Source organism: Bifidobacterium sp. B4142, from assembly GCF_026537325.1.
GTDB lineage: Bacteria > Actinomycetota > Actinomycetes > Actinomycetales > Bifidobacteriaceae > Bombiscardovia.
This window is the reverse complement of sequence record NZ_JAFNMJ010000001.1, coordinates 75,016-99,475: the sequence shown is the minus strand read 5'-3', so window position 1 is coordinate 99,475 and position 24,460 is coordinate 75,016. Positions and strand designations below refer to the sequence as shown.

Genomic DNA, 24,460 nt, shown 5'->3' with positions numbered 1-24,460 from the left:
CTCATTCACAGGGCTCAGGCCCTGCCCGGGCAGACTGGACCAGACGCGGCATCATCGAGACTCCGGTGTCTACCCCCACCGAGACTTTCACGTCGCTCCCATCCACCTGGCAGTCTGTCAGGACCCCGCGGTTGAGACGGGCAACCCGGGAGGCCAGAGTACAGGGCTGCGCCTGCCCTTCGTCCAGGGCGGAAGCTGCAGCCAGAGCCGAGACATCGGCACCGGTGCGTGCATGTGTCCGGCAGATCATGAGATTGCCCAGCAGGGCGGCCAGAACCAGACCCAGGCCAACCAGAGCCATCAGCATGATGCCCAAAACCGTACCAGAGCCAGGATCCGAACCTCCTAGCCACGAACCGGTACGCTCCACGCGCGTCCTCCTGACATGTCCGAACATGACTCATTCCTCCAATATGGCCACGGCATCGCCGTGGACCTGCGCAGGCAGCACGCCCATGGGGCCGGAAACCACTGGGCATGACACCCTGACTGTCGTCTGCCCGGCCGATGGGCTCAACTTCACTTGAGCATGCGGACCGGCCATCCGATGCACCAGCCCTTGGGGATCACCCTTGCTCCGGGTGACGATCAGGTCTCTGGCAGCCGCGTTAGCCGCATCCTGACAAACCATGCCGGTTCTGATCGTCTGGGTCAGCGTCAGCAGTAAGAGAGCCAGAACCATGACGGCGGGAAGAACGATGGCGAACTCGGCCGTTACCGTACCGTCATCGGATCGCCACCGTCGTCTCCACTCGAACCGTCTTTCAGCCAGCGGCACTGAGCGCCTTCTTCACCAAACCCATCAGCAAAGTACGCGTGGAAGAGGATTTGACGATGGCCAGCAATACGCCAGCCAACGTGGCAGCTGCCACCATGATCACGGCGTATTCAGCAGTGATGGCCCCCGATTCAGGCCTGGCCAGCACCACACCCATCCGCGCACGCAGAGCACCCACTGCAGAGTCCATAGCTTGGCTGATGCGAATGTACAGAGCCGTCATGAATCGGTTGGAACGCTGCCTCATTCTTTGCAGCCACCGGGATCCGGCACTGGCAGCAGTCCATGTCTCAGTTGGCACCAATTGCCCTCCTGCCTGTCTGGTCTGCAGATGGAAGGCCGTCGCAACCTCCTGTGAATATGTCATCGTTCTCACCTTTGCCTTTCCTTGTCTTCCCCGCCCCGGCGAATGGCCGTTCCTCATAGAATCGGCATCCGATACCTTTCACTCTGCCCGCCCCAGACCCTTTCTGTCTCCTTGTCAGATGCATGTGGACGAGTGGACCTGCATCGGCAACCTGTGGACAACTGTGTCAGCATGGACTCCATGCCCTCAGGACATCCCGCCCACGAAGGCCGCAATGCAGGGGATGACTCCGATCAGCACGAAGGCCGGCAGAATGCACAGCCCGGTTGGCACCAGCAGCCTGACGGTTATCGTCGCCGTGGCCCGGGCCAGCACGCTGCGTGCATGGTGATCCAACTGGCGCAAAGTCGTCTCGATCCGCGTCAGAGGTGATGATCCCAAACGCCAGGACGGCTCCAGACAGTCAGCCAGGACTCGCATGGACTGCCCATAATCAGGATCCCCGATCGCTCCCGACCAGGACAGATCCCATCCGTTGCCACGTCCGAGCAGGTGAGCCACGCGAACCATCCGAAGCCCATAAGGGCCTGGCAGCAGCCCGCCAACCACACCCAGGGCCCTGGGCAGGGAGGCCCCCTGGCGAACAGCGACTCCCAACAAGGCCAATACCAGGCTCAAGGATGGCGTGGAGACCTGCTCATCGGCTAATCGATCACCCGGGCCGTCGGATTCCACCAACAGCAAGGCCAGTATGGTCGACAGAGCGGCAATCAGTGGTTTCAGATCCATAGATCCTCCCTGCCCAAATCGTTCATCAGCAGATCTATCCAAACCAGACCGAGAACATAGAAGGCCATCCCAAGTATCAGGCATATAGTTCCCAAGCCTGGGCGACATAGGAAGGACAACGGTCGCGCACCCATGAACTCCCCCATGATGATGGTCAACACCGGCAAGGTCGACAAGAGGCGGATCGTGGCCCTGGGCACAGCAAAGGCTTTTTCTCGGGCCTCATCCAGAGCCGCCCGCCGCCTCTGCATAGCTGCCACGGTCCGCAGCCCATCAGAAGCCCGACAGCCCAGGATGGCGCTGAGCCCATAGCAGGCCATCAGAGCCTGAGCCATAATTGTCAAAGTCGGCCCCCGTTCCTGAGGCAAGCATCGGTTCTCCAACATGACCATGACACGTTCCCACGTGACCTCCTGGGTGGCGAACCGCCGCCCGGATGCCTCCTCGAAAGCCTCTACCAGACCGCCTCCATTGTCGACATAGGCCAGCAGGGAAGTGACCAGCACCGCCAGGCCGGGCCGATCCGACTGCCTCGAGGGCCTGACTGACATGGCCTTCAGTCGTGCGGCTGCGCTGCCGCTAGGCGCAAGCAAGACCATACAGGCAATAGCCGTCATCATTGCAGCCAGCCAGGCCGCAGTCTCATCATTCATAATCCACCTCAACTACGGAACGCTCGCCTGGGCGCTGGTCACAATGCCCCACCGCCTGGCGAACTTCGACCAAGCCGTTCCATATGTAGCGACCCCTCGACCCGTCCAGGAACAGACGGCCTCCCCAAGAAGCCGGCCATCGGCTGCAGTTGTCAGTCGACCAATTTGAGCGATATGTCTGTGGCCGCCGGAACGTTCCAGATGGATAACAGCATCGAACGCCCCCTGCGCCAGAGCAGCCAGGGCCCTCGGCTGCAACCCCGCCAACAACCCCAGAGTCGCCAGCCTGGCAGGGACGCGTTCCACGTTGTCAGCATGCAGCGTTGCCATGCCACCCCGATGACCGGAATTGAAAGCACGCAGCAGATCAGCTATCTCCTCACCCCGACACTCGCCCAGGATGATCCGATCGGGCCGCATGCGCAGTGTGGCCTTGACCAAATCGACCAGCCCCACACCCCCCGCCCCTTCAACGTTGGACTCTCTGACAGCCAGGGAAACCATATTCCTGTGGCCGGCGATACGTCCAAGCTCACGGACCTCCTCCACGACGACCAGCCGTTGCTCCTGCGGGCACATGCCAAGCAGGGCTCGTAGGAATGTGGTCTTGCCGGCACCCGTGCCTCCGGTTACCAGAATGCTGGCCCGATTGACCACCAGCGCCCGAAGGATGAAGAGCCAGCTGGCGGGACACAGCCCAGCAGCCGCCAGCTCTTCCAGACCTGGCGGGTGTCTGTTGGGCAATCTGATGGAAATGGCGGCACCCTCGGGAACGAGTGGGGCCAGCACGGCGTGGACTCTGATCCCCTCCCTGCTGGAAGCATCAGCCATAGGCCGGGCATCGTCCAGGCGACGTCCCAGCTGAGCGCATAGCTGCACGGCAAAGTCCCTCACAGCTCGAGGGCCTGCAAATCCAGGTCGAAGCAGAACCTCCTCCATGCCCGCGCCTCGGTCGATCCAGACATTGCCCTGACCGGTCACTGTGATGTCGGTCACCGCAGGATCGTTCGTCAGCCCGTCCAAATACCCGAAAGTGGGCGGCTGATCGGAATCGTCGTCAGGGAATGGATCTTCATTGCTTTCCCCACTTCCTATGATCATTCGACAGCTCCAGACCGAACCGATTCGCGTGAAGAGATCCGTTCTCCTGTTCTTTCCCCGACGACGATCATCCCTGCGATCCGCTCGGCCAAAGGATGAAGGGCCCGCGCGTAGGCACGCGGCACCCGTTCCAGGCCACGTCCATCCAGAACGGATGTCGACAGTTTCTGTTGCGGCTTAAGAACCACGTCCACCGATCGGCCCAGAAAATCCTCCGCCTGTTCCGGGTCGACGCCATGACTGATCCGGTGCTGTGTAGGCATCATGCCAATCAGAGCCATGGGGGGTCTACATGAAATCAATGGACTGTCTTGGACGCGATCACCAGCACTTCTTCGGCCGTTCAGAACGTGGAGAAGCGCCTTCGCCCGTGCAAGGCCCAGCACGGTCATGTCCACCATCAACAGCGAAGGCAACCCTTTCAGCGAGCGCAGATTACCCAGACCCTGGCCCCGACCGGCATCAATCAGCAAGAGATCAGCAAATCCAGCCATTGCACTGACTGCCGCATCCAGGTCCCACCAGCCCTGTGGCGGAGCACTCCAAGGATCATTGCTGAGCAGCGGGATGCCATCCCAGATCGGCAGTTCTTCACGGAGTGCCTGAGGATCCACACGACCTAGGGGCGCGTGGATTCGCCCAAGCCGCATGCCAGGCGCCCCCTCGATGCCGACCAGAACATCCATCCCTCCGCCATCCAGGTCCAGATCCACCAGAGCGCATGACAAGGCCATGTCCCGAAGCTGTTTGGCCATCAGAGCCGTCATGGTTGTCAGCCCGATTCCTCCCGAGGCCGAGAGAAAGACCAAACCGGTCACGGCGGACTCATATTCAGCATCTTTGCCCGCAATCCGCCGATCGGACAGGATGGGTTGCTTGAACCGAACGGCATCTTCGTCTTGCAGGCGATCCGATCCTGAGGATCCTGGAAAATCAAACTGTCGGACCGCGCCCATCACTCTCCCTGGTCGGTGTTCAGTAGGCAACCCAACTGAATTTAAAGAATGCGGGGCCCAGTCAGGCTCTCGCCCTTTCATGCCGCCCTTTACCATCATCGGCGGTCTGCCTATGCTCATTGCTGTCATGGCAACCAGTACATCCGCCTCCTGGCGTCGGCACCAGCCCCTCGGGCTTATGTGGTCGAATGACCCTATGCCTCCACATCGCTTCGTCCTCACTGTGCACGAATTCATCGAGATTACGACACGCCTGAAACTGCAGTATTTTTGAGCCCATATCCATGAAAGGCCTCAGATGATCACACGGAAGCAACAGATTCCTCCAAACTTGGCGTATTCAGCCTGCCGTAATGCACGCAATCGCACAAAAGACCAAGCAGACCACTTTCTTCGCCCCAACTGCCAGGCATGCTTGCCAGCTGCCTGAAAACTGGCATAATGGCATATACAAGGACGGTTCGAGAATACGGAAGCCCACAAAGTGTATGGCCACTAGGACCGATACGTTGAACGTGTGTATAAGACTTGACCGTTGCAACGATGATGTTGTGCAGAGATTCCATCTGGACCGACCTTGTGGGAACGGCCTCCTGCGGGGGGCCGTTCCTATTTATCCACAAGCGTTATCAACGATTGCAGAGGACGGCACCTGCGAATAAAGTGCTATGGTATGGTTCAGAAATTTGACGCACCCTCCAAGGCTTTGCTACGCAGCCAGATCGCGGAGCATATTGCCGAGACCGACGGCCAGGCACGGCACGTATCCAAGCACTCGGATCACACGGTCTCGCCCTTGCCTGAGGATCGCTTTTTTGACCGGGAACTGAGCTGGCTCAAGTTCAACAAACGCGTGCTGGAACTGGCCGAAGACGAGAGCGTGCCCCTGTTGGAACGCGCCAACTTCGCCGCCATCTTTGCCAGCAACCTCGATGAGTTCTTCATGGTCCGCGTGGCAGGTCTGAAGCGTCGCGTGGACACTGGCATCGCTGTGACGGCCGCCAGCGGGATGAGTCCCCGTCAGCAACTGAGGGCCATCTCCGAACAAGCGCATAAGCTCCAGGACGAGCATGCCCACTATGTCATCGACCACATCCTGCCGGATCTGGCCGCCGAAAGCATCATCCTGCTGAGCTGGCCACAGCTGAGCAGCCAAGAGCAGGAACGGCTCACCAAGTTCTTCCGCAACCAGGTCTTTCCGGTCCTGACCCCGCTGGCCGTCGACCCGGCCCACCCCTTCCCCTACATCTCAGGCAACTCCCTGAATCTGGCGGTCCTGGTGGAGAACCCGACCTCAGGCAAGACCCACTTCGCCCGCGTCAAGATTCCCGACAACCTCTCCCGTCTGGTTCCTGTGGACGATCTGACCGACGAAGAGGGCCGGGAGGAGCGCTACGGGTTCATCACCATGGAGAACCTGATCATCGCCCACTTGGAATACCTCTTCCCGGGCATGATCATCAAAGAGGCCCGCTCCTTCCGCGTCACCCGCAACGAAGACATTGACGTAGAAGAGGACGACGCAGAGAACCTGCTCAATGCCATGGAGAAGGAGTTGCTGCAGCGGCGATTCGGACCGCCCATCCGCCTGGAGATTTCCGACTCCGCCTCTCCCTTCCTCTCCCAGCTGCTGGCCAGCAAGCTCCGGGTCAACCAGGAGGAGGTCTATCGGCTGCCTGCCCCCTTGGACTGCACGGTCCTGTTCGAGCTGCAGTCCATCGACCGGGCCGACCTCAAGTTTCGCCCCTTCATTCCCACCACCAACCGACAGATAGCCGAGGTGGAATCCAGCCAAGCCCAGGACATCTTCGCCGCCATCCGCGAGCATGACATCCTCCTTCACCACCCCTATGACTCCTTCTCTACTTCGGTTCAGGCCTTTCTGGAACAGGCGGCGGCCGATCCGCGAGTGCTGGCCATCAAGCAGACCCTTTACCGGACCTCGGGCAACTCGCCCATCATCAATGCCCTGGTGGATGCCGCACACGCCGGCAAGCAGGTCCTGGCCCTGGTCGAGATCAAGGCCCGGTTCGACGAGGAGGCCAACATCGCCTGGGCTCGTCAGCTGGAACGGGCCGGCGTCCATGTGGTCTACGGGATCGTGGGGCTGAAGACCCACTGCAAGCTCTCCCTGGTAGTCCGTCAGGAGCAGGACGGCCTGCGTCGCTATTGCCACGTAGGCACCGGCAACTACAACCCCAAGACCGCCCGCCAATACACCGACCTGGGTCTGCTCACCTGCGACCCGGTGGTGGGACAGGATCTGACTCGGCTCTTCAATCAGCTGTCGGGTTATGCGCCCAAGTCCTCCTTCCACCGCCTGCTGGTAGCCCCGCGCACGGTCCGCTCCGGGCTGCTGCAGCGGATCGCCCGTGAGGAAGAAACCGCCCTGAACGGCAAGCCTGCGTGGATACGGATCAAGGTCAACTCCCTGGTGGACGAAAAGATCATCGACGCCCTCTATCGGGCCAGCCAGGCGGGGGTCCGCATCGACATCGTGGAGCGCGGCATCTGCTCCCTGAAACCAGGTGTGCCCGGACTGAGCGAGAATATCCGAGTCCACTCCATCCTGGGACGATTCCTGGAGCACAGCCGCATCTTCGCCTTCGCTAACTCCCAAGGCCCTCAGATCGGCGAGGGTCCCCTAGCCGGACCTGAGGTCTGGATAGGTTCTGCCGATCTGATGCACCGTAACCTGGACCGCCGCGTGGAGGCGCTGGTCCGCATCACTGCGCCCGAGCAGGTGCAGGGATTGATCGACTATGTGGATCTGCAGATGGCCGACACCACCAGCTCCTGGCACATGCAGCCCGACGGCACCTACGTGCGCCACAGCCGCGATGACCAGGGCAAGCCTTTGGTCGACTCGCAGGAGTACCTGATCGACCGTCACACACGAACCCCCAGGGCCAGGCGATGATGATACGCCTCCAGGCCAGCATGGCCGCCGCCAAGGCAGACGATTGGGATGGCACCCGGCCATGAGCAGGACGGTCGAGGCAGCCGGAGCCATCCTCTACCGGTGGCGCACAAGCTTCCAGGGATGGATGAAATTCAGCGACGACGGCCGGGCGGCCTCGGGAGCCAGCCCACGCTCCGACCTCGATGAGCTGGAGCTCTGTCTGGTCCATCGTCCCAAGTACGACGACTGGAGCTGGCCCAAGGGCAAGCTGGAGAATCGTGAGACCCACATGCGTGCGGCCGTGCGCGAGGTCGGCGAGGAGACAGGCTGTCTTGTCCGGCTGGGGCCATACCTGGGAGATGCCGAATATCCCCTGAACAACGAGGGCCGACGCCGGGGCGGCAAGGGCGGCAGGCTCAAACATATCTGTTACTGGATGGCCACGCTGACCGACTCGGAACACGCCGCCGGTCAGAGCGCACTGCTGGGACCCATCCACCGGCCTGATTCCAGGGAAGTCGACCAGATACGATGGGTCGGAGCCTCCGAAGCCCGCAAACTATTGACCCACCCCAGCGACAGAACCATACTGGATGCCTTCGTGGACAGGGTGGAGCAGGGCGGCATCCGGGCTCGTCAGTTGATCATCGTCCGCCACGGCAAGGCAGTGGCACGCAAGGAGTGGACAGGCAAGGACGCGAATCGTCCTCTGACCCCCAGGGGCGCCGGCACCTCCTACGCCCTGGCTCGGGAGCTGGCCTGCTTCGCGCCCGACCACCTCCTGTCCTCCCCCTGGATCCGCTGTGTGCAGACGTTGCGACCCTACGCCGACGAGGTAGGCCTGCCCATGGAGATGGTGGCCTGCCTGACGGAGTCCTCCTACCACCGCCGCCCCCAACAGGCCCACAGCTGGTTGGACAGGCAGATGGCCGACCTGCTGACAGGAAACCGAACCACAATGATCTGCATGCATCGCCCGGTCCTGGGCGGCATCTTCGAAAAGCTACGCGGGCTGTGCTCCAGCGGATCACTGTCCAAACGGCTGCCTGACGACTCCCCCTTCATGCCCACCGGCAACGCCGTCGTTCTCAGTCTGACCGGCGACCCCAATCATCCGACCATCATCGACATACAGAAGGTGACTCCCATTGTCTACTGACAGCAACTCCAGAATCGGCTCATCCTCAATCCGCTCTTCCCGTACGGGATTCGTGGCGTCCGGCACCGGAGCATCCCGACCCTCACGCCCGGGCCAGCTGGATCCGGCCATCGCCGACCAGCTCTCCGGAGGCATGGACCCGCAGCAGATCAGCGAGATGAGCCACGTTTCGGCCGCTTCCCTGCTGGACCGGGTCCACCACAGCGCCGACCCCGTCATCGTAGAACGGGTTCTGACCCTTGTGGACCGCGAGGGCGTGGATGTCGTGGCTGAGCTCTGGAGCGACAGCGACCCCGACTCCCTGCCCGGCATTCTTTGGCGGCTCTACATGCTTCGCAGCTGGATGCGTAAGGACGCCGATGGAATCAGTCGGCTGTGGCGGCTGGGCGAACCCACCGACACCGCTGCATCAGCCATAGCCGGCGTCGACCAAGCCCCAGAGGCCGACGACATCATCCGAACCGCCGACTCCATCCTCTCCGGAGCCTTTACCGGCGACTTCGCCATAGCCCTGGAACGGGCCGGAGCCTTCTGCGACGTGATCGCCCGCGGCATCAAGACCACCATCCGGGATGCCCAGAGCCGGCAGCTGGACGGTCAGGAGGCCAAGGAGGTGGACGCAGCACAGCGCACCGTCAACTCCCTTAATCAGACGGCCCGTGACTTCATGCAGGGCGCCTCGCTCTGGCGGCGAGGACGGCTGGAGTAGAACCCCCCACCCTTTCAAGCCGGAAGCGTAAGCGCGTCGCGAGCGCAGATCAGACCCCGGCATGCCCTACAATGGGGACTGCGTCGGACCATGGCTAAGCCCCGGGCTCCGTTTGTTGCCGCTGCGAGCGGCGTTTGCGCCGACAGGCGCTTACATGGTTCGGCGTTTTCATTTCCATTCCCGAATCGAAAACAGCATGGCTTGCCGGTCGCTACCGGAAGCCGACCCGCTGAGCTACGCTGAGAGGTATGGAACTTCACGTACTGGAACACCCGTTGATCGAGCATAAGCTGACCGTACTGCGGGACAAGAACACTCCTTCCAACACCTTCCGCGAGCTGATCAGCGAACTGGTCATGCTTGAGGCTTACGAGGCCACCCGCAATCTGGACATCGAGGATCGTCCCATCGAGACCCCGGTCGCTCCCATGGTGGGCAAGAAACTCTGCTCCCCGCGCCCCATGGTGGTTCCCATCCTGCGCGCCGGACTGGGCATGCTTGACGGCATGACCCGGCTGCTGCCCACGGCCGAGGTCGGATTCCTTGGTCTCAAGCGCGACGAGAACACCCTGGACATCATCACCTACGCCAACCGCCTGCCGGAGGACCTCTCCGGCCGTCAGTGCTTCCTGCTGGATCCCATGCTGGCCACCGGTGGAACCCTGATCGCCGCCACCAAATACTTGGCCGAGCGCGGCGCCAAGGACGTGACCTCCATCAACATTCTGGCCGCTCCCGAGGGCCTGAACCGCCTCAAGGAGGAGATGGACCCCTCAATCAACCTCAAGGTGGTGGTCTGCGCAGTCGATCAGAAGCTGAACGAGCACGCCTACATTGTACCCGGCCTAGGCGATGCCGGCGATCGTCTTTACGGCGTCATTGACTGATTCTGTTCTTTCTTCGGTGGGGATCGTCATGCATTGACGATCCCCACCGTTTTTTATAAGTAGACAGAACGCCGTTCAATCTCCCCTTTTTCCCGACTTGCGATGATAGGCTTCCCCTGGGGGTCGAATAGTCACGATTGCCCGGGGAGAGGCCGATCATGGTTGAATCAATACAGGTCATCGACGACGGCGACAGCATGGCAATACTGGGGGACCTCGAAGCCATCGACGGGTTCCTGCAGTCGCACCATCTGCAATCGTTGGCCGAGCCCATCAATCCCCATACCGACCGAGGGTACCTATCGGGAATGGTCGCTCAGGTCCTTGGCGATAGGGCTTTATCCGGCAAATGGGTCAGGCAAGACGGGAAGGCCCCCAAAGCCCTCAGCCAATATGACCTGCACCGGGACCAGCGCACGGGCCTGTCCGCAGGCACGGTCCTGGTGAAGGATGGCGAGGAGGCCCAGGGTGGGCAGCGGTTCCTGGACGGTTGGGAATCCGCCCTTTCTCCGGTCATGCTGACCAACATCGGTGCCCTTATAACCCAGTATGAGCTTCAACAGACCATGCAGGCCATGGTAGAGTACCTGCGGAGAATCGACAAGCATGTGGATGACATCCTGCGCGCCCAGCGGGACACGGTCCTGACCAACATGGTCGGGGTCAACCTGGTCATCGAAGATGCCCTGGCCGCGCGCAACCAGATCGGGCACGTTTCACAGACCACCTGGGACAAGGTGCAGGCCACGTCGTTGGCCATCGCCCAGACTCAGGCTTACGCAATCCGCCAAATCAATGTCATCACCGAGAAGATAGGTGATGGATCAGGGGTCCATGACCTGGGCACCGACATGGGGAATTACCGGGATCAGATCAATGAGTGGCTGGCCGTCCTGGCCAGATCACTCCAACTGCAGGATGCCAGCACGATCCTGGAACTGGACCGGGTTGCCCAGGTGGAACCCGATGAACTCGACCAACACCGCCAGGCGGTGAAGACCGCGCGTGAACACCGTGTCCGTGTCATTTCAGAGAATGCCGACCATCTACTCAAGCAACTTGATCAGACAGCGGAAAAAGCCAACAAAGAGGTTCTGCTCCATCCCCAACAGTCGCCACGAATAGTTGATTACTGCAACCTGATCAAGCAGGACATGGCGGAATTCGGCCAGGGCATCGGACTGGACCGGAGCAGCGACCCCCTCACCTCCCGACCCTGGCTGGATGCAGCCCGTGATACCACGTCCCAGATCATGGAAACAAGCAGGGAGGGCATCGATACCGCACGCGACATCGGCGGGCAGGTTCTCGGAAAGACCCTGAAAGGCGTAGGCACCGCTTGGGATCTGAGTGGCCGGGCCCTTGACCGGACCAAGGGAGGTGTGGACAATGCCCGCGACCTTGGTGACCAGGCCCTGAACCAGGCCAAGGAGCTCGGTGGCAGGATAGCCGATTCGGCCTCCCGCCAGTCATCGGAAATTCTGCATAACGCCAATCTGAAAAAAAGAATAACCCACCTCTTCCACCCAGATGAGCACAATCAGGATCCCCAATAGCCGGCCTCTGGATAGCGCGAATATCATCCCAGTTCCCCTCCGATTTGTTACCATGTACCGTCCGAGCGACCCAGAGTCCCAGTCTTCCAAGAGCCAACCCGCGAACGGTCTCAGCTGGCGGATTTTCTCCCATCCGAACATGCCCGGCATCTCCATGCCGTATTTCCCGATGTAATCAGGCACCCTGATTCATCACTGATTCGACCCCGAAAACACCCTGAGGGGCAGTCCTTCCTGTGCTCGAATGGTGGTATCCGAACAATCGGGATACCCCCGATGAGACGGACTCATGGGAATCGGATGGAGGGACTCCGACTATGCAGACGACGAGGACGAGCAGGGCACCATACCCAAATGCCGGAACCAGAACCGGAACCGTCAGGAGGCCTGATCTGCTTTCTTTGGTCTCATCCCTCCTCCATGAGCATCGAGCCTCTTACACGGTCATGGTCCTGGCGGTCATTGCCTCATCTGCGCTGACCAGCGCCTGGGTCCAGGTCGCCTTGGCCGCGCGGATGGGCGACGGGATGCCGGACATGCAGACCCTGAGCGTCTTCGACCGCACAATGGCACAGAGCGCACAGGAAGCTGCCAAACAGCTGTCCATCATGGCCGCTTGTGTCTGTGGGTTCATCTCGATCTTCCTGGTCATCACCTCCGTAGGATTCCTGATTGAACGTCGCCGGCGCGAGTATGCCATGATGCGTCTTTCCGGAGCCTCTCCCAGGCTGGTGCGACTGATCTGTCTGCTGGAGTTCATCATTCCTTTGGGCCTGGCCGACCTGATCGGCAGCGCGGCAGGCTGCTCCCTGGTTCCCTTCTTCGCCAAGTCCCTCATCAACTCGGGTCTCGAACAGCTGAGCATGACTGCCCGGCCCCATCCCGAGGGGGCCCTCATCTCCTTCGGCGGCATCCTTCTGGCCTGCCTGATAGGGGCCTGGTTCGCCGCCAGGAGGATCACATCCATATCTCCCATCGAGGCCATGCAGGCCTCGGAGCACCGGGCGGGAGCCAAGCCAATCGGTCCCTTGCGCCTGGTGACCGCCCTGGCAGGCCTGGTCGGCGGCCTGGTCCTGGTCTTCCACAACTTCCACAGCATGGATGTGGAGAGTCAGATTCTGGCTGCCACCGGCTGCATGCTTGTCGCCGTCGGCGCTCTGGCCCCCGTCCTGGTGTCTGCCTGCAACAATCTGATAGGCATTCCCTTTCAGCTCATCTCCCACGGTTCCGGTCTCCTGGCCAGGCAAAGAGCGTACAAGGAAAGCCGCAGCTCCACTGCAATAGCCCTGCCCGTCATCCTGATGCTGGTCATCATGACCGGCATGCTGAGCATGGCCAGAACGAGCTGGGCCAACTCAGCCATCGACCGATACAAGCCGGTCGCGGCCGATGTCGTGATCAGTGCAGGAAGCGAACGGACAGGGGACCTGGACCGGCGACTTCAGTCTTCATCGGACATCGAATCCGCCGTCACCTACAGCAAGGATGTCTGGAGGGTGGAAGAAGACAGAACCAGCGCGGCCGATGATGAGGAGACAACGGACAACCTTCCCGCCATCACGACCATGCACATCAACAAGGCTGGCAATGCCACCGACAAACTCAGCCCCAACTTCGTCAAGGGATCCGCTGACGACCTGGGTCCGGGCAGGATTGCCGTCACCCCGAATTGGTCCTTGTACCACAACAAGCAGGACCCCTTGGGGCACAAGCTGGACCTGGTCGACAAGAACAACCGACGCCACACAGTAACCATCACCGCCGTAGTTGACATGACCCCCACAGGGCAGACGGAGCAATACCTGAGTACGGATACCGGCCTGATTGATCTGGCACCCGACCCCAGGGGGCTGACCACCCTGGTCAAGGCCGCCCCGGGAGTCCAGACGGACGACCTGGCCAGTCGGCTCAACGGTTCATGGGATCATAAGGACATCAAGGCGCGCACCAGGAAAGAGCACATCAGGTATGACATAGGCAGGTCCCAGGAGGTGCAACGGGCCCTGCCCAAGATGGTGGGTGGAGCCGTCATCCTCACATCCATCTTCCTGGTCCAATCCTGCGCCATCGCCGTCAGCGAGCGCCGTCAGGAAAATCGCAGGATGCATGCCGCTGGTGTTTTACGCGGAACATTGGTCCGCGCCTCCGCCTGGGAATCGGTGATTGACACCCTTTCGGCCACCCTTCTTTCGGCCCTGGCCATGGTGGGTGTGCTGGCAATCATCTTCAGGGCCTTGTCGAAGCAGGTCGACATGGACATGGTGCCTCTGCCATACGATTACTTCCTCATCATGGCTCTGTGCGCGATGGTCCTGGCCGCCCTGGTCTCCGGTCTCTACGGCTGGTTCAGTTCCTGGGCAGATAGGACTCGAAGATGATGCCGTCGAAATCCGGGTCGGCGGTCTCCTGGGCCTGTTCGGAACGGATAGTCCAGGCGATTGGGACCCCGCCAAGGAATCGGTAGAGGCGCATGGGCACAGAGTGGCCGCCATGCCACTCGCAGGCCACGAAGTCCGGCCGGCCCAGCCAATTGAAGAGGAGGGAGCCGGCAATCCACCGCAGGGCCGAATCGAAGGAGTCCACCCGACCGTGGTATGGAGCCACCAACTGCCCTCGGACCACCTCGGGCCGGTGGGCCCGATACCAGGCAAGCGCCAGGACATTGAAGGATTCGATGACATAGTCCCCGCGATAAGCGGAAAGGAGGGCATCAGTCTTGCTCATAAGCTCCCTGTCCAATCCGCCATCCATCTTGATCTCGACGATCAGGGGCGCCCGGCCATCCACCAGCGCAAGCACTTCGGACAGAAGGGGTACGTGCGGGGCTTCAGGATTCCCTACCTCCCCATCTACTGTCTGCCCGCCTCGACCTCCGACATGATCGGCATGCATCGGGCCCCTGTCATCGGGGCCATCCGTCGCGTTTTCCCTAGGGTAGAGGGGAATCTGCCGCAATTGCGCATAGGTCAGGTCCGCCACGGCACAATTGACACCCGCCACCCGTTTTAGGTCCCCGTCATGGATGACCACCACCTGGCCGTCGCGGCTGAGGTGGACGTCCAACTCGATGCCATAGCCGGTTTCACATGCGGCCTCGAAGGCAGACAAGGAGTTCTCCGGAGCCACTGCCATGGCGACCTCCTCCGGCCTCCCCGACGATGCATGCCTGCCAGCCGATCTTGCTGATTCGACCTGCAGACACTCATGGACCCGGTTCAGATACGCCGTCCGCGCTGGGCCGGGCTCGTCCGAATCCATACCAGACCCGGCATCGTGCAATCCCCTATGGGCATATGGACGGCAGGAGAGGCTCGTCGGCCGTCTCCTGCCCGCGACCACCGAAAGCCCCGGTGCCAGGGCCCAGCACCATGCCCCCAGCGCCCCGAGACTCAAACCCAGGGCGACCTTGCCAATCGAATGTCCCTTGGACCTCATCATCGCCTCCCGCCGTCAGGTATGTCACCATCCACGCTAGCATCACCGGAATGTAAAACCGGGGTCGTCAATTTGACTTCGAGTGGCTTCACAGGCATATGGTGGACTAAAAGGGCAAAGCGGTTCCATCATCCGCTCCGCCCCACCGGTATCAGAGAAGAGGCCTGACCTTGCACGAGACTCAATCCATATCAATCCCGACCGTCACGCTCAACAACGGTGTCCTCATGCCCATGGAGGGCTTCGGTGTCTACCAGATCGCCGACCACGACGAGTGCCGGCGTTCCGTCATGGATGCCTTGGAGGCAGGGTATCGGGCCATCGACACGGCCCAGGCCTATGGAAACGAGCAGGCCGTTGGAGATGCCCTGGCCCAGAGCGGCCTCGACCGCGACCAGGTCTTTCTGACCACCAAGGTCTGGATCACCAACTACGGATACGACAAGACCAAGGTCTCGGTCGAGGAGTCCATGAAGAAGCTGGGCACGGACCACCTGGACCTGGTCCTCCTCCACCAGCCCTTCAACGACTACTACGCAGCCTGGCATGCCCTTGAGGACCTCTATGACCAAGGTCTCCTGCGGGCCATCGGCGTCTCGAACTTCTATGCCGACCGCTATGTGGACCTGGTCAAGTTCAACAGAATCGTCCCGGCTGTCAACCAGCTGGAGACCCATGTCTTCCACCAACGCCCCCAGGAACGTGCCTACATGGACAAGTACGGCACCCGGATCGAATCCTGGGGACCCTTCGCCGAGGGACGCCAGGGTATGTTCACCAACCCGACCCTCACCGAGATCGGGCAGGCACACGGCCGGACCGCGGCCCAGGTGGCCCTGCGCTTCCTGGTTCAGGACGGGGTCATCGTTATTCCTAAGACCACCCACCGCGAGCGCATGCGCGAGAACCTTGACATCTGGGACTTCCGGCTCAGCGACCAGGAGATGGACCGGCTGCAGGCCATGGATACCGGCAAATCCGCCTTCATGAACCACGAATCCCCCGAGACCGTGGAGGACTTCGCCAACTGATTCAGCATCAGACAGTATCTGTATCTGTGCAGGATGGGCGGGCTCTCAGTCTAGGCTTCACCGTTGTGTCGCCGACGATTGAGGGCCCGATGCTTGATCAGGATGTCCAGGACTATCCAGACCGAAAGGATGAAAGCCACCACGTATCCCAGCATACTGACCACCGGAATGCCGAAGACCACTGGTTTGATGCGGGCGAAGTAGACGATTGAAGAGCCCACATAGAGGCCGACGACAATGAGGGCCATGGTCAGTCTGTTGACCATGTCGGACAGCTGCTGCAGGGGCTCCTCGGACCCCACCAGCTGCACGTTGGCCCGAAGCTGGCCCCGGGTCAGCATCCTGGCTGCAGTCTGAGACTCGGCCAAGGCACCCAGAAGGCCGTGCAGGGCCAGATCGCCCTGGGCGCCCAGCTTCCGGGTCTCTTCCTTGAGCCTTGACCCTGCGCCCTGGCTGCAGGCGACATGGTCGGCTATGATCTGCACGATATTGGCCTCGGGCAGGAACTCATCCAGGAGTCCTTCAAGGGTGACCAGGCACCGCGCCACCATGGTGACCGACCCTGGCACCTTGATGCCATGCCGGGCGGCCAGCTTCATGACGGCATTGACGTATTCGGCGATATCAAGATCGGCCAGGTCCAGCTTGCCGAACCGCTGGACGACAGCATCCAGATCGGCCAGCAGATAGGGGTAGTCCTCGGCCCTGGCCTCTCCGGTGCCGGCGAAGCGGAGCAGGCCCTGGGCCAGGGCCGGTGAATCCTCGCGCCCTACTGCGAAAATCATGTCCTTCAAGGCCGCTTTGGTCACCTTGTCCAGGCGGCCGACCATCCCCAAGTCGATAAGCACAATACAGCCATCGCGGATGATGATGTTGCCAGGGTGCGGATCAGCGTGAAAGAAGCCCCGGTCCATGATCTGGCTGGCATAGTTGTCGACAAGCTTGGTGCCGATCTCCCTCAGGTCATAGCCCTGGGCTACCAGTTGCGCGGGCCGTGAAAGGGATATCCCGTCGATGTACTCCATCACCACCACATGCCTGGTGCAGAGCCCGGGATAGGGCTTCGGACAGTCGATATAGGCATAGGAGTTGCAGAAATCCTTGAACTCCGCCAGATTCGCAGCCTCCTGCTGGAAGTCGACCTCGGACTGGAAGGTCTCCCAGAGCTCTTCGACCACCCCGCGCAGGTCCACCACCTGGCTGCTGCGGACGAACCGCGAGGCCCACCTGACCATGCTACGCAGAATGTCGATGTCCTGGGCCATGGTCTCTTGAATTCCCGGGCGCTGGACCTTGACGGCCACGTCCTCCCCGCTCACCAGGCGCGCCCGATGCACCTGCGCAAGAGAGGCCGAGCCAAGAGGAACAGAGTCTATCGAGGAGAAGATCTGGTCGAGTGGACGGCCATACTCGGCGGCAAGGGTGCTGGTCACCACAGAATAGGGAATGGGATCCGCATCAGCGCGCAACTTGGAAAGCTCACGACAGAAGGCCTCCGGCAGGATCTCAGAACGCATGGAGAGAATCTGGCCCACCTTGACGAAAGTGGGCCCAAGCGCCTCGAACATGCGACGCATGGTGACCGGGGTCAGACCGTGGATGATGTCGAACCGGTTGGCGATGCGAATCATCTCCGCCAATCGGCGGACCCTGCCACGCCTGTGCCGGATCCTTCCTGCCGCCCCTTGGTGCGCTCCCGTTCCAACCCCGAAGAGGCCAATGGTCTGCACCTGGGCATCATGTCCATTCATGGCATCCATGCTCACTGCTCACCCGCATCCTTTGCCCACATGGCCGACCGGCACGGGACCTCCCGGTGCAGATGACCGACGCCGACAGCGATTGGCTGCCTTCAGCCCTGCTGGCCCGCGATGGGATCATTGGAGGTGATGGGGATGGACCCGGGCCGGCGATCCGGAATTGGCGCCTGCGGCTCCTGGTCAGGACGGAAGGGGGCAACATGAGTTGCTGGCCTGGGCGCGCCAGCGGCTGGAGCCGGAGCAGGACGGTTCTGCCTGTTGCGTTTGAGCTCGGTATTGAGAATCCTCCCCTGCTCGACCGTCAGCTCGCCCTTCTTGACCAGGCTGTCGACGACCTCCTGGCTCTTCTCCACCCCTGTGGCCAGCGCTCCGATGCCAGCCAGAAGCACCTTGTGCAATCCATCACCTATATGCAAATCCGACATGATATGCCTCCAAGTATTCATAAGCCCTCGATGTACCGGGCCCTGTTGACCGCTGAGAGACGAACGGCCGTCTCTTTCTACAGTCTAGACGAATATCCTTGACCGATCCGGCTCGACACTATGACAAGACGGACGGTCCGGGCCCTTTCACTGGCGCTGACTGCCATCCCTCGATCAAGAGCTCGCCGGAACAGGCTTCCTCTCATCGGGGCCTTGACGCAGCGATGCGGCTGGCCTGATCTGCCAAAGAGTCCAGACGCTCCAGCTCGCTCCGGCTCTTCTGGTCCATGGCCGCCTGCATCTGGGCGAGGGTACCCTTACCATACCGTCTTTCTGCTGCTCCCTTGATAAGGAAGTCCGTGATGGCCGGGTTCTTAGGCAGCAATGACCCATGCATGTAGGTGCCGATGATCTTCTTCCATCGGGCTCCCTCGGTGTGGTCCTTGCCATTGTTGCCGCGGCCGTCTTCGGCCACCGTGCCCAGGGGCTGGGTCCCCTTCCCCAGATAGGTCAGACCCGAGTGATTCTCGTAGCCGACCACCCTGCCGAAGTCCTGTGCCTGCTCCACCAGGTTGCCGATCATCCGATCGGGCTGGGCAACGGTGTGCGCGTCAAGGATGCCGACCCCCTCCAGACGCTCATGCTCGGAGGTCTCAAAATAGTGGCCGAAAAGCTGATAGAGCCCGCAGATCATCAGCATGGGCACATCCTGGTCGGCCAGATCACGCAGCAGCCTGCTCCGCTTATGCAGGTCGTCGATAATCCGTTCCTGGCCATGGTCCTGGCCTCCGCCGCCCAGAATCATATCGATTCCCTCCGGCCACGCATCGCCGGGATCGTAATATCGGACCAAGGGACGGAACCCGTACAGCTCAGCCCTGCGGATCACGCTGAGTATGTTCCCTGAATCCCCATAGATGTTCATATCACGGTGGTAGAGGGAAAGAATCCGCAGCGGCGGACGGTTTCCCGCAGCCTCGGCCTTATCCTGTGTCTGCGGCATTCCTGCGCTCCTTTTGATTCTCTCGCTCATGCGCCCACCCCGGCATCGTCCACACTCGTGATCCTGCCGAGGGCGGACCGAAGCCGGAGCATAGACGTGTAAGTGCAGTAGATCCGCTTAGGACGCCCTGGGTGCGCCTTGAGGAAGGCTGTCAGCGCCCGATCCAAGTCGGTCTCGATTGCCTCAGTGGGCACTTGGTCATAGGCCAGGCGCAGGGCCATGTCATAGGCCCGGGTGCCGGAAACCATGGCCACGCCGGTATCTCTGAGCGAGGTGAAGTCCACATCCCAGAGCCAGCTCATGTCACGCCCGTCCGCATACTCGTCACGGATGCCGATCATGGTGTCCTGACCGACAGGGTTGAAGGAGGACAGGGCCAGACGGAAGCCCATGGGATTTTTGACCAGGACCAGCTCGACCGGCGCGCCCTGGTAGGTGATGACCTCTCCACGCCCGAAGGCGGGCGTCACCTTGGACAGGGCATCCATGAGCGCTGCATCATCAGGCTCCATGTCTTCCAGCACGACCCTCACCAACGCCAGAGCAGCGGCCGCATTGTAGAAGTTGTAGACGCCCTCCAGACGCAAATCGGTCTCCAGAAGCCGACCATCCAGGCGGAAGGCGGCCCTGTGTTCCATGACTCGCTCCAGGGTCGCCTCGGCCGGCAACCGATGGCCGGGACGGAACGAACGGGAAACATTGTCCGCACCGGCACCGTCAGACTCCCGATCCGAGGCATGCATGTCGTCATCAGTGGGGAAATAGGTCAGCAGATCGTCTGACAGACCGAAGTAGGCCACGCCGGTCTGGGCCGGTGTCTGAGCGGCCAACCTAGCGATGCGCGGATCCTCACGGTTGAGGACCACCGTGCCCGTGGTGGCCTGAGCCACCTGACCCAGCAGCCGGGCAGTAGTATCGATTTCCCCAAACCGGTCCAGCTGATCACGCATGACATTGAGCAGGAGGGCGTAGCGGGGCTTGACCTGTCGCACAAAGTGAACCGCATAGGCTTCGTCCAGCTCCAGAACGGCAATATCAGCATGCAGCCGGCCGGACAGCCCCAGTGCAGAAACCAAGGCCGAGACCACGCCGCGGGTGAAGTTGGACCCGGTCGGGTTGGTGAAGACTTTGAGACCCAGGGATTCCAGCATGGAGGCCACCATCCTGGTGGTGGTGGTCTTGCCGTTGGTCCCCGAGACCAGGACCACACCACGGGGCAGCTCCGACAAGGTCCTGGCCAGGAAGCCCGGGTCAATCCGCTCGACCACCTTGCCAGGCAGCGCCGAACCGCCGTGATGGGACAGACGCGAAACGAGGCGCACAGCCTTGCCAACCAGAAGGGCCAGGAGCGAACGCCAGCGTCGGGAAGAACGACCCGGCTGATCGGCAGGCTGCGTCTTGGAAGCCGTTGAACGCATGATCAGACCCCTCCCTGCTGGTAGTCCTGGGGCATGTCCTTGAACTTGGACTTCTCGCCCAGGAAGGCCAGCTTGAAGGTGTCAGTGGGGCCGTTGCGGTGCTTGGCCAGGATGATATCGGCCTCCCCCGGGCGGTCCTCCTTGTCGTAGAAGTCCGGCCGGTGGACCAGAAAGACCACATCGGCATCCTGCTCGATGGATCCCGACTCGCGCAGGTCGGAGAGCATGGGCTTTTTGTCGTTGCGCATCTCAGGGCCGCGGTTGAGCTGGCTCAGCGCCACCACCGGCACCTCCAGCTCCTTGGCCAGCAGCTTCAGGGCGCGCGAGAAGTCGGAGACCTCCTGCTGGCGGGACTCGACCCGCTTGCCCGAGGTCATCAGCTGCAGGTAGTCGATGACCACCAGTTTCAGGTCGTTGGTCTGCTTGAGCCGACGGCACTTGGCGCGGATCTCCATCAGGCTCATGTTGGGCGAATCATCCAGGAAGAGCGGGGCATCCTGGAGTCTGCTCCAGAAGGTGTTCAGGGTGTTCCAGCGTTCGGGGGTGATGTCGTCCGCCCGACGCAGGGCCACCAGGGGGATGTCGGTCTCGGCCGAGATGATGCGCTGGGCCAGCTCGGTCTTGCTCATCTCCAGGGAGAAGACCACCGTGGTCATGTTGTTGTGGAGGGCCGCAGCGCGGGCGAAGTCGATGCCCAGGGTGGACTTGCCCATGGCGGGGCGGCCGGCCACCACGATCATCTGCCCGGGCTGCAGGCCCTGGGTCACGTCGTCGATGCTCTTGAAGCCGGTGGGCACGCCCCGCTCCATGTCGCCGTTCTGCAGTTTGTCCAACTGGTCCAGGGTGTCATGGACGACCGGACCGATGGCCTCGTAATCCTGTCGGACCCTGCCCACGCTCATCTCGTAGACTTCGGCCTGAGCCAGGTTGACGATGTCCTCGGCCTGGGAGCCCTCAGCAGAGTAGCCCAGTTGGGCGATCTTGGTGCCGGCCGCGATCACATTGCGCAAAATGGCCCGCTGGTGGACAATTTCCGCATAGTAGGTGGCGTTGGCGGCTGTCGGGACCGAGGCCACCAAGGAGTGCAGATAGTCAGTGCCCCCCACCTTCTCCAAGTCGCCGGACTTGAGCAGCTCGTTGGCCACCAGGACCGCATCCACCGGCTGGGAGGCCGAAAAGAGGGTGACGATGGCCTCGTAGATGGTCTGGTGCTTGGGCTGGTAGAAGTCGGATATGTCAATCATCTGGCTGACCTCGCCGATGGCATCCTTGCTCATGAGCATGCCGCCCAAGACGGCCATCTCCGCATCGTCGTCATGCGGGGGCACCCGGTCGAAGAGCATGTCACGGCCGGTCTGGGCATGATCGGTGGGATGCTGTTCGGGATGGGTGTAGTCGGTGTAGTCGTCGGAAGCCATAGCCACGATTCTACGAAGAAGACCGTCCTTAACAGCCCTCAGAGGAGGATTTCACCCAAGGCATTCACCAGGAAGTACCGAGCTCTCCGGTGCAGCACAGAGTCGCCTCTGCATGTGCATAGAAAAATAAGTTATCCACATTCAAGGCGTGTCCTAGAGGACATGTGCGCAACTTATCCACCTCATGGGTATAACTCTGTGTAAAACTTGGGGACAGTCTTCCACATCATCAATCCAGCTTGCACTCGGGTCTATTTGGTGATACGGCATCTACCGGCAAGGCGTCCACGGACTGACTTCCAGGGGTTGTGTCTTCAGTCCAGAGCATTAGCATGACGTCCATGCGTAGCCAGAGGAACATCACCGAAACCAAGACCGGACCAATCACGCCGGAAGAACGGCGGGCGACCTACCGGACCATCGCTGGACTGGCCATACCCACCTTCGGCCAACTGATCGCCTCCCCGCTCTTCGTCATGATCGACACCGCCATCGTGGGCCACATCAGCGACTCGGCCCTGGCCGGACTCTCCGTCGGATCCACCGTGGTGCTGACCACCGTGGGCCTGTGCATCTTCCTGGCCTACGGAACCACCTCCCAGGTGGCCCGACTCATGGGCGCCGGCCGCCGCAGGGAGGGGATGCAGGCCGGTGTGGACGGCATGTGGCTGGCCTTCGTCATCGGCCTGGTCGTCTGTGCCGTTCTCCTGGCTTTGAGTCGGCCCATCTGCAGCCTGATGGGAGCCCGCGGGCCGGTCCTGCAGGCAGCGCAGACCTATCTGAACGCTCTGGTCTTCGGCCTCCCGGCCATGCTCCTGGTCTACGCGGCCAACGGCATCTTCCGCGGGTTGCAGCAGGTAAAGATCACCCTGGTGGCCGCCGTGTCGGGCGCCATACTCAACACCGCCCTGGAGATCCTTCTGGTCTTCGGCCTGCACATGGACATTCTGGGCTCGGGCCTGGCCACCCTGATCGCCGAGTGGGCCATGGGGCTCTTCCTGACCATTCCCGCCCTGGTTTGGGCCCGTCGTGAAGGCGCCCAACTGCGGCCCCGGCTCTCAGGCATGGCGGCCAGCATGGGCGACGGCTTCCCACTCTTCCTGCGGACCCTGGCCCTGCGGGTCTGCCTCTTTATGACCGTGGTGGCTGCGGCTCACCTGGGCGAGCAGGTGCTGGCCGCCTACCAGGGGGTCAATTCGGCCTGGAACTTCGGACTGAACATGCTGGATGCCGTGGGCATCGCCGGTCAATCACTGGTAGCCACCGAGCTGGGCGCCGGACAGCGATCACGGGCAAGGGTCATGACTGATCTGTCAGCCAAGGCCGGCATGGCCATGGGAGTGCTGGTCGGACTGGTCATGATTGCCTTGGGCCTCTTCGCCGCTCCCCTATTCAGCCCAACGCCGGCCATCAGATCGCTGATCACCGTGGGCATGATCGTCCAGGGGGTCTTCATGCCCGTCGCCGGATGGATGTGGGCACTGGACGGGATCCTGGTCGGGGCTGGGGACTATCGCTACCTGGCGGCCACCTGCTCCCTGACGGCTGTGATCTACGTGATCGGCCTGCTGGGCATGACTGCTCTGGCCGTGAACTGGACACCCACCTGGCGGATAGCCATGCTCTGGGCCGTGCTCAATGTCCTCTTCATCGGCGTCAGAGCCATCTGCAATGGCCTGAGAACGCGCACCGATGTCTGGATGGGAACAATCGACCAAGCCAGCCAAGCCTGAAAAGACATAGAAAAAGCAGGACCCCGACTGCCGGACCATGAAATCGGTCACAGCGACGGGATCCTGCCGAAACTGGTCAGTAGGTGACGGCCTCAGATGGCGTCGACGCCGGTCTCCCCGGTACGGACCCTGACCACCGAGTCCAGGGTCTGCACCCAGACCTTGCCGTCGCCCACGGTGTTGGTGGCGGCAGCCTGGACGATGGTGTCGACCAGCTCGTCAACACGGCGATCCTCGGTCAGCACCTCCAGGCGCACCTTGGGAACCAGGTCCACCTTGACAGTACTGCCCCGGTAGACCTCCTTATGGCCGCCCTGCCGACCATAGCCCTGGGCTGACGAGACGGTCATGCCGTGCACGCCGACCTCGTTGAGGGCCTGCTTAATCTGATCCAGCCGCCCGGGCTGAACGATGGCGGTAATGAGTTTCATGCTGCCTTC

The 24,460-nt window shown here is 61.6% G+C and carries 22 protein-coding genes; 8 read left to right on the top strand and 14 right to left on the bottom strand.

Annotation, left to right across the window (positions count from 1 at the left end; all coding sequences use genetic code 11):
* Position 1 precedes the first annotated feature (1 nt).
* The 7 genes from J3U06_RS00405 to J3U06_RS00375 all read right to left on the bottom strand — a co-directional run bounded on the left by J3U06_RS00405 (position 2) and on the right by J3U06_RS00375 (position 4,584).
* Positions 2–397 (bottom strand): Rv3654c family TadE-like protein, encoded by a 396-nt coding sequence (locus J3U06_RS00405; protein ID WP_267431028.1) that lies wholly within the window; start codon positions 395–397, stop codon positions 2–4.
* 3 nt (positions 398–400) lie between these two features.
* Positions 401–778, bottom strand: a complete 378-nt coding sequence (locus J3U06_RS00400; RefSeq protein ID WP_267399229.1) for a TadE family type IV pilus minor pilin — start codon at positions 776–778, stop codon at positions 401–403.
* Positions 765–1,145, bottom strand: a complete 381-nt coding sequence (locus J3U06_RS00395; RefSeq protein WP_267399228.1) for a DUF4244 domain-containing protein — start codon at positions 1,143–1,145, stop codon at positions 765–767. Before J3U06_RS00395 ends, J3U06_RS00400 begins: the two co-directional genes overlap by 14 nt.
* Before the next feature lie 186 nt (positions 1,146–1,331).
* Complete coding sequence (locus J3U06_RS00390) at positions 1,332–1,874, bottom strand: pilus assembly protein (RefSeq protein WP_267399227.1); 543 nt, start codon at positions 1,872–1,874, stop codon at positions 1,332–1,334.
* Complete coding sequence (locus tag J3U06_RS00385; RefSeq protein WP_267399226.1) at positions 1,865–2,527, bottom strand: hypothetical protein; 663 nt, start codon at positions 2,525–2,527, stop codon at positions 1,865–1,867. Before J3U06_RS00385 ends, J3U06_RS00390 begins: the two co-directional genes overlap by 10 nt.
* Before the next feature lie 12 nt (positions 2,528–2,539).
* On the bottom strand, positions 2,540–3,628 hold the full coding sequence (locus J3U06_RS00380; protein WP_267399225.1) for a CpaF family protein: 1,089 nt from the start codon (positions 3,626–3,628) through the stop codon (positions 2,540–2,542).
* Entirely contained in the window at positions 3,625–4,584 is a 960-nt protein-coding gene (locus tag J3U06_RS00375; protein ID WP_267431026.1) for a hypothetical protein, read from the bottom strand. Before J3U06_RS00375 ends, J3U06_RS00380 begins: the two co-directional genes overlap by 4 nt.
* A 673-nt stretch (positions 4,585–5,257) precedes the next feature.
* Here J3U06_RS00375 and J3U06_RS00370 point away from each other — a divergent pair.
* The 6 genes from J3U06_RS00370 to J3U06_RS00345 all read left to right on the top strand — a co-directional run bounded on the left by J3U06_RS00370 (position 5,258) and on the right by J3U06_RS00345 (position 14,175).
* Complete coding sequence (locus J3U06_RS00370) at positions 5,258–7,504, top strand: RNA degradosome polyphosphate kinase (protein WP_267431025.1); 2,247 nt, start codon at positions 5,258–5,260, stop codon at positions 7,502–7,504.
* Positions 7,505–7,565: 61 nt separating this feature from the next.
* Positions 7,566–8,645 (top strand): NUDIX hydrolase, encoded by a 1,080-nt coding sequence (locus J3U06_RS00365; protein WP_267443992.1) that lies wholly within the window; start codon positions 7,566–7,568, stop codon positions 8,643–8,645.
* 13 nt (positions 8,646–8,658) lie between these two features.
* Positions 8,659–9,354 carry a thymidine phosphorylase gene (locus J3U06_RS00360; protein WP_267444433.1) on the top strand — a complete coding sequence of 232 codons (696 nt, stop codon included), beginning with the start codon at positions 8,659–8,661 and terminating at the stop codon, positions 9,352–9,354.
* Between the two features lie 248 nt (positions 9,355–9,602).
* The gene (gene upp, locus J3U06_RS00355; RefSeq protein WP_267443991.1) at positions 9,603–10,241 is read left to right on the top strand and encodes a uracil phosphoribosyltransferase; all 639 of its coding nucleotides are present in this window, start codon (positions 9,603–9,605) and stop codon (positions 10,239–10,241) included.
* A 158-nt stretch (positions 10,242–10,399) separates the two neighbouring features.
* Complete coding sequence (locus J3U06_RS00350; protein ID WP_267443990.1) at positions 10,400–11,797, top strand: hypothetical protein; 1,398 nt, start codon at positions 10,400–10,402, stop codon at positions 11,795–11,797.
* 401 nt (positions 11,798–12,198) lie between these two features.
* Positions 12,199–14,175 (top strand): ABC transporter permease, encoded by a 1,977-nt coding sequence (locus tag J3U06_RS00345; protein WP_267443989.1) that lies wholly within the window; start codon positions 12,199–12,201, stop codon positions 14,173–14,175.
* On the opposite strand, the gene J3U06_RS00340 is transcribed toward J3U06_RS00345, so the two are convergent.
* A complete protein-coding gene (locus J3U06_RS00340; RefSeq protein ID WP_267443988.1) occupies positions 14,144–14,929 on the bottom strand; it encodes a glycerophosphodiester phosphodiesterase family protein in 786 nt (261 codons plus the stop codon). The genes J3U06_RS00345 and J3U06_RS00340 overlap by 32 nt on opposite strands.
* Before the next feature lie 530 nt (positions 14,930–15,459).
* Between J3U06_RS00340 and J3U06_RS00335 the strand changes: the two genes are divergently transcribed.
* Positions 15,460–16,263, top strand: a complete 804-nt coding sequence (locus J3U06_RS00335; protein ID WP_267444432.1) for an aldo/keto reductase — start codon at positions 15,460–15,462, stop codon at positions 16,261–16,263.
* 50 nt (positions 16,264–16,313) lie between these two features.
* Here the strand turns inward: J3U06_RS00335 and J3U06_RS00330 are convergent, their stop codons facing one another.
* From J3U06_RS00330 to dnaB, 5 genes are all read right to left on the bottom strand, one after another.
* Positions 16,314–18,023, bottom strand: a complete 1,710-nt coding sequence (locus tag J3U06_RS00330) for an ABC1 kinase family protein (RefSeq protein WP_267443987.1) — start codon at positions 18,021–18,023, stop codon at positions 16,314–16,316.
* Positions 18,024–18,115: 92 nt separating this feature from the next.
* On the bottom strand, positions 18,116–18,448 hold the full coding sequence (locus J3U06_RS00325) for a phasin family protein (protein ID WP_267399216.1): 333 nt from the start codon (positions 18,446–18,448) through the stop codon (positions 18,116–18,118).
* A 202-nt stretch (positions 18,449–18,650) separates the two neighbouring features.
* Positions 18,651–19,451 (bottom strand): type 1 glutamine amidotransferase, encoded by an 801-nt coding sequence (locus J3U06_RS00320; protein WP_267399215.1) that lies wholly within the window; start codon positions 19,449–19,451, stop codon positions 18,651–18,653.
* A gap of 26 nt (positions 19,452–19,477) precedes the next feature.
* Complete coding sequence (locus J3U06_RS00315) at positions 19,478–20,869, bottom strand: Mur ligase family protein (RefSeq protein ID WP_267443986.1); 1,392 nt, start codon at positions 20,867–20,869, stop codon at positions 19,478–19,480.
* 2 nt (positions 20,870–20,871) lie between these two features.
* Positions 20,872–22,212, bottom strand: a complete 1,341-nt coding sequence (gene dnaB / locus J3U06_RS00310; RefSeq protein ID WP_198177608.1) for a replicative DNA helicase — start codon at positions 22,210–22,212, stop codon at positions 20,872–20,874.
* Between the two features lie 416 nt (positions 22,213–22,628).
* Here dnaB and J3U06_RS00305 point away from each other — a divergent pair, with 416 nt between their 5' ends.
* Positions 22,629–24,020 carry an MATE family efflux transporter gene (locus tag J3U06_RS00305; RefSeq protein ID WP_416378922.1) on the top strand — a complete coding sequence of 464 codons (1,392 nt, stop codon included), beginning with the start codon at positions 22,629–22,631 and terminating at the stop codon, positions 24,018–24,020.
* A 92-nt stretch (positions 24,021–24,112) separates the two neighbouring features.
* Here the strand turns inward: J3U06_RS00305 and J3U06_RS00300 are convergent, their stop codons facing one another.
* Positions 24,113–24,451: a P-II family nitrogen regulator gene (locus J3U06_RS00300; protein ID WP_024626993.1), complete on the bottom strand. Its 339-nt coding sequence runs from the start codon at positions 24,449–24,451 to the stop codon at positions 24,113–24,115.
* Positions 24,452–24,460 lie beyond the last annotated feature (9 nt).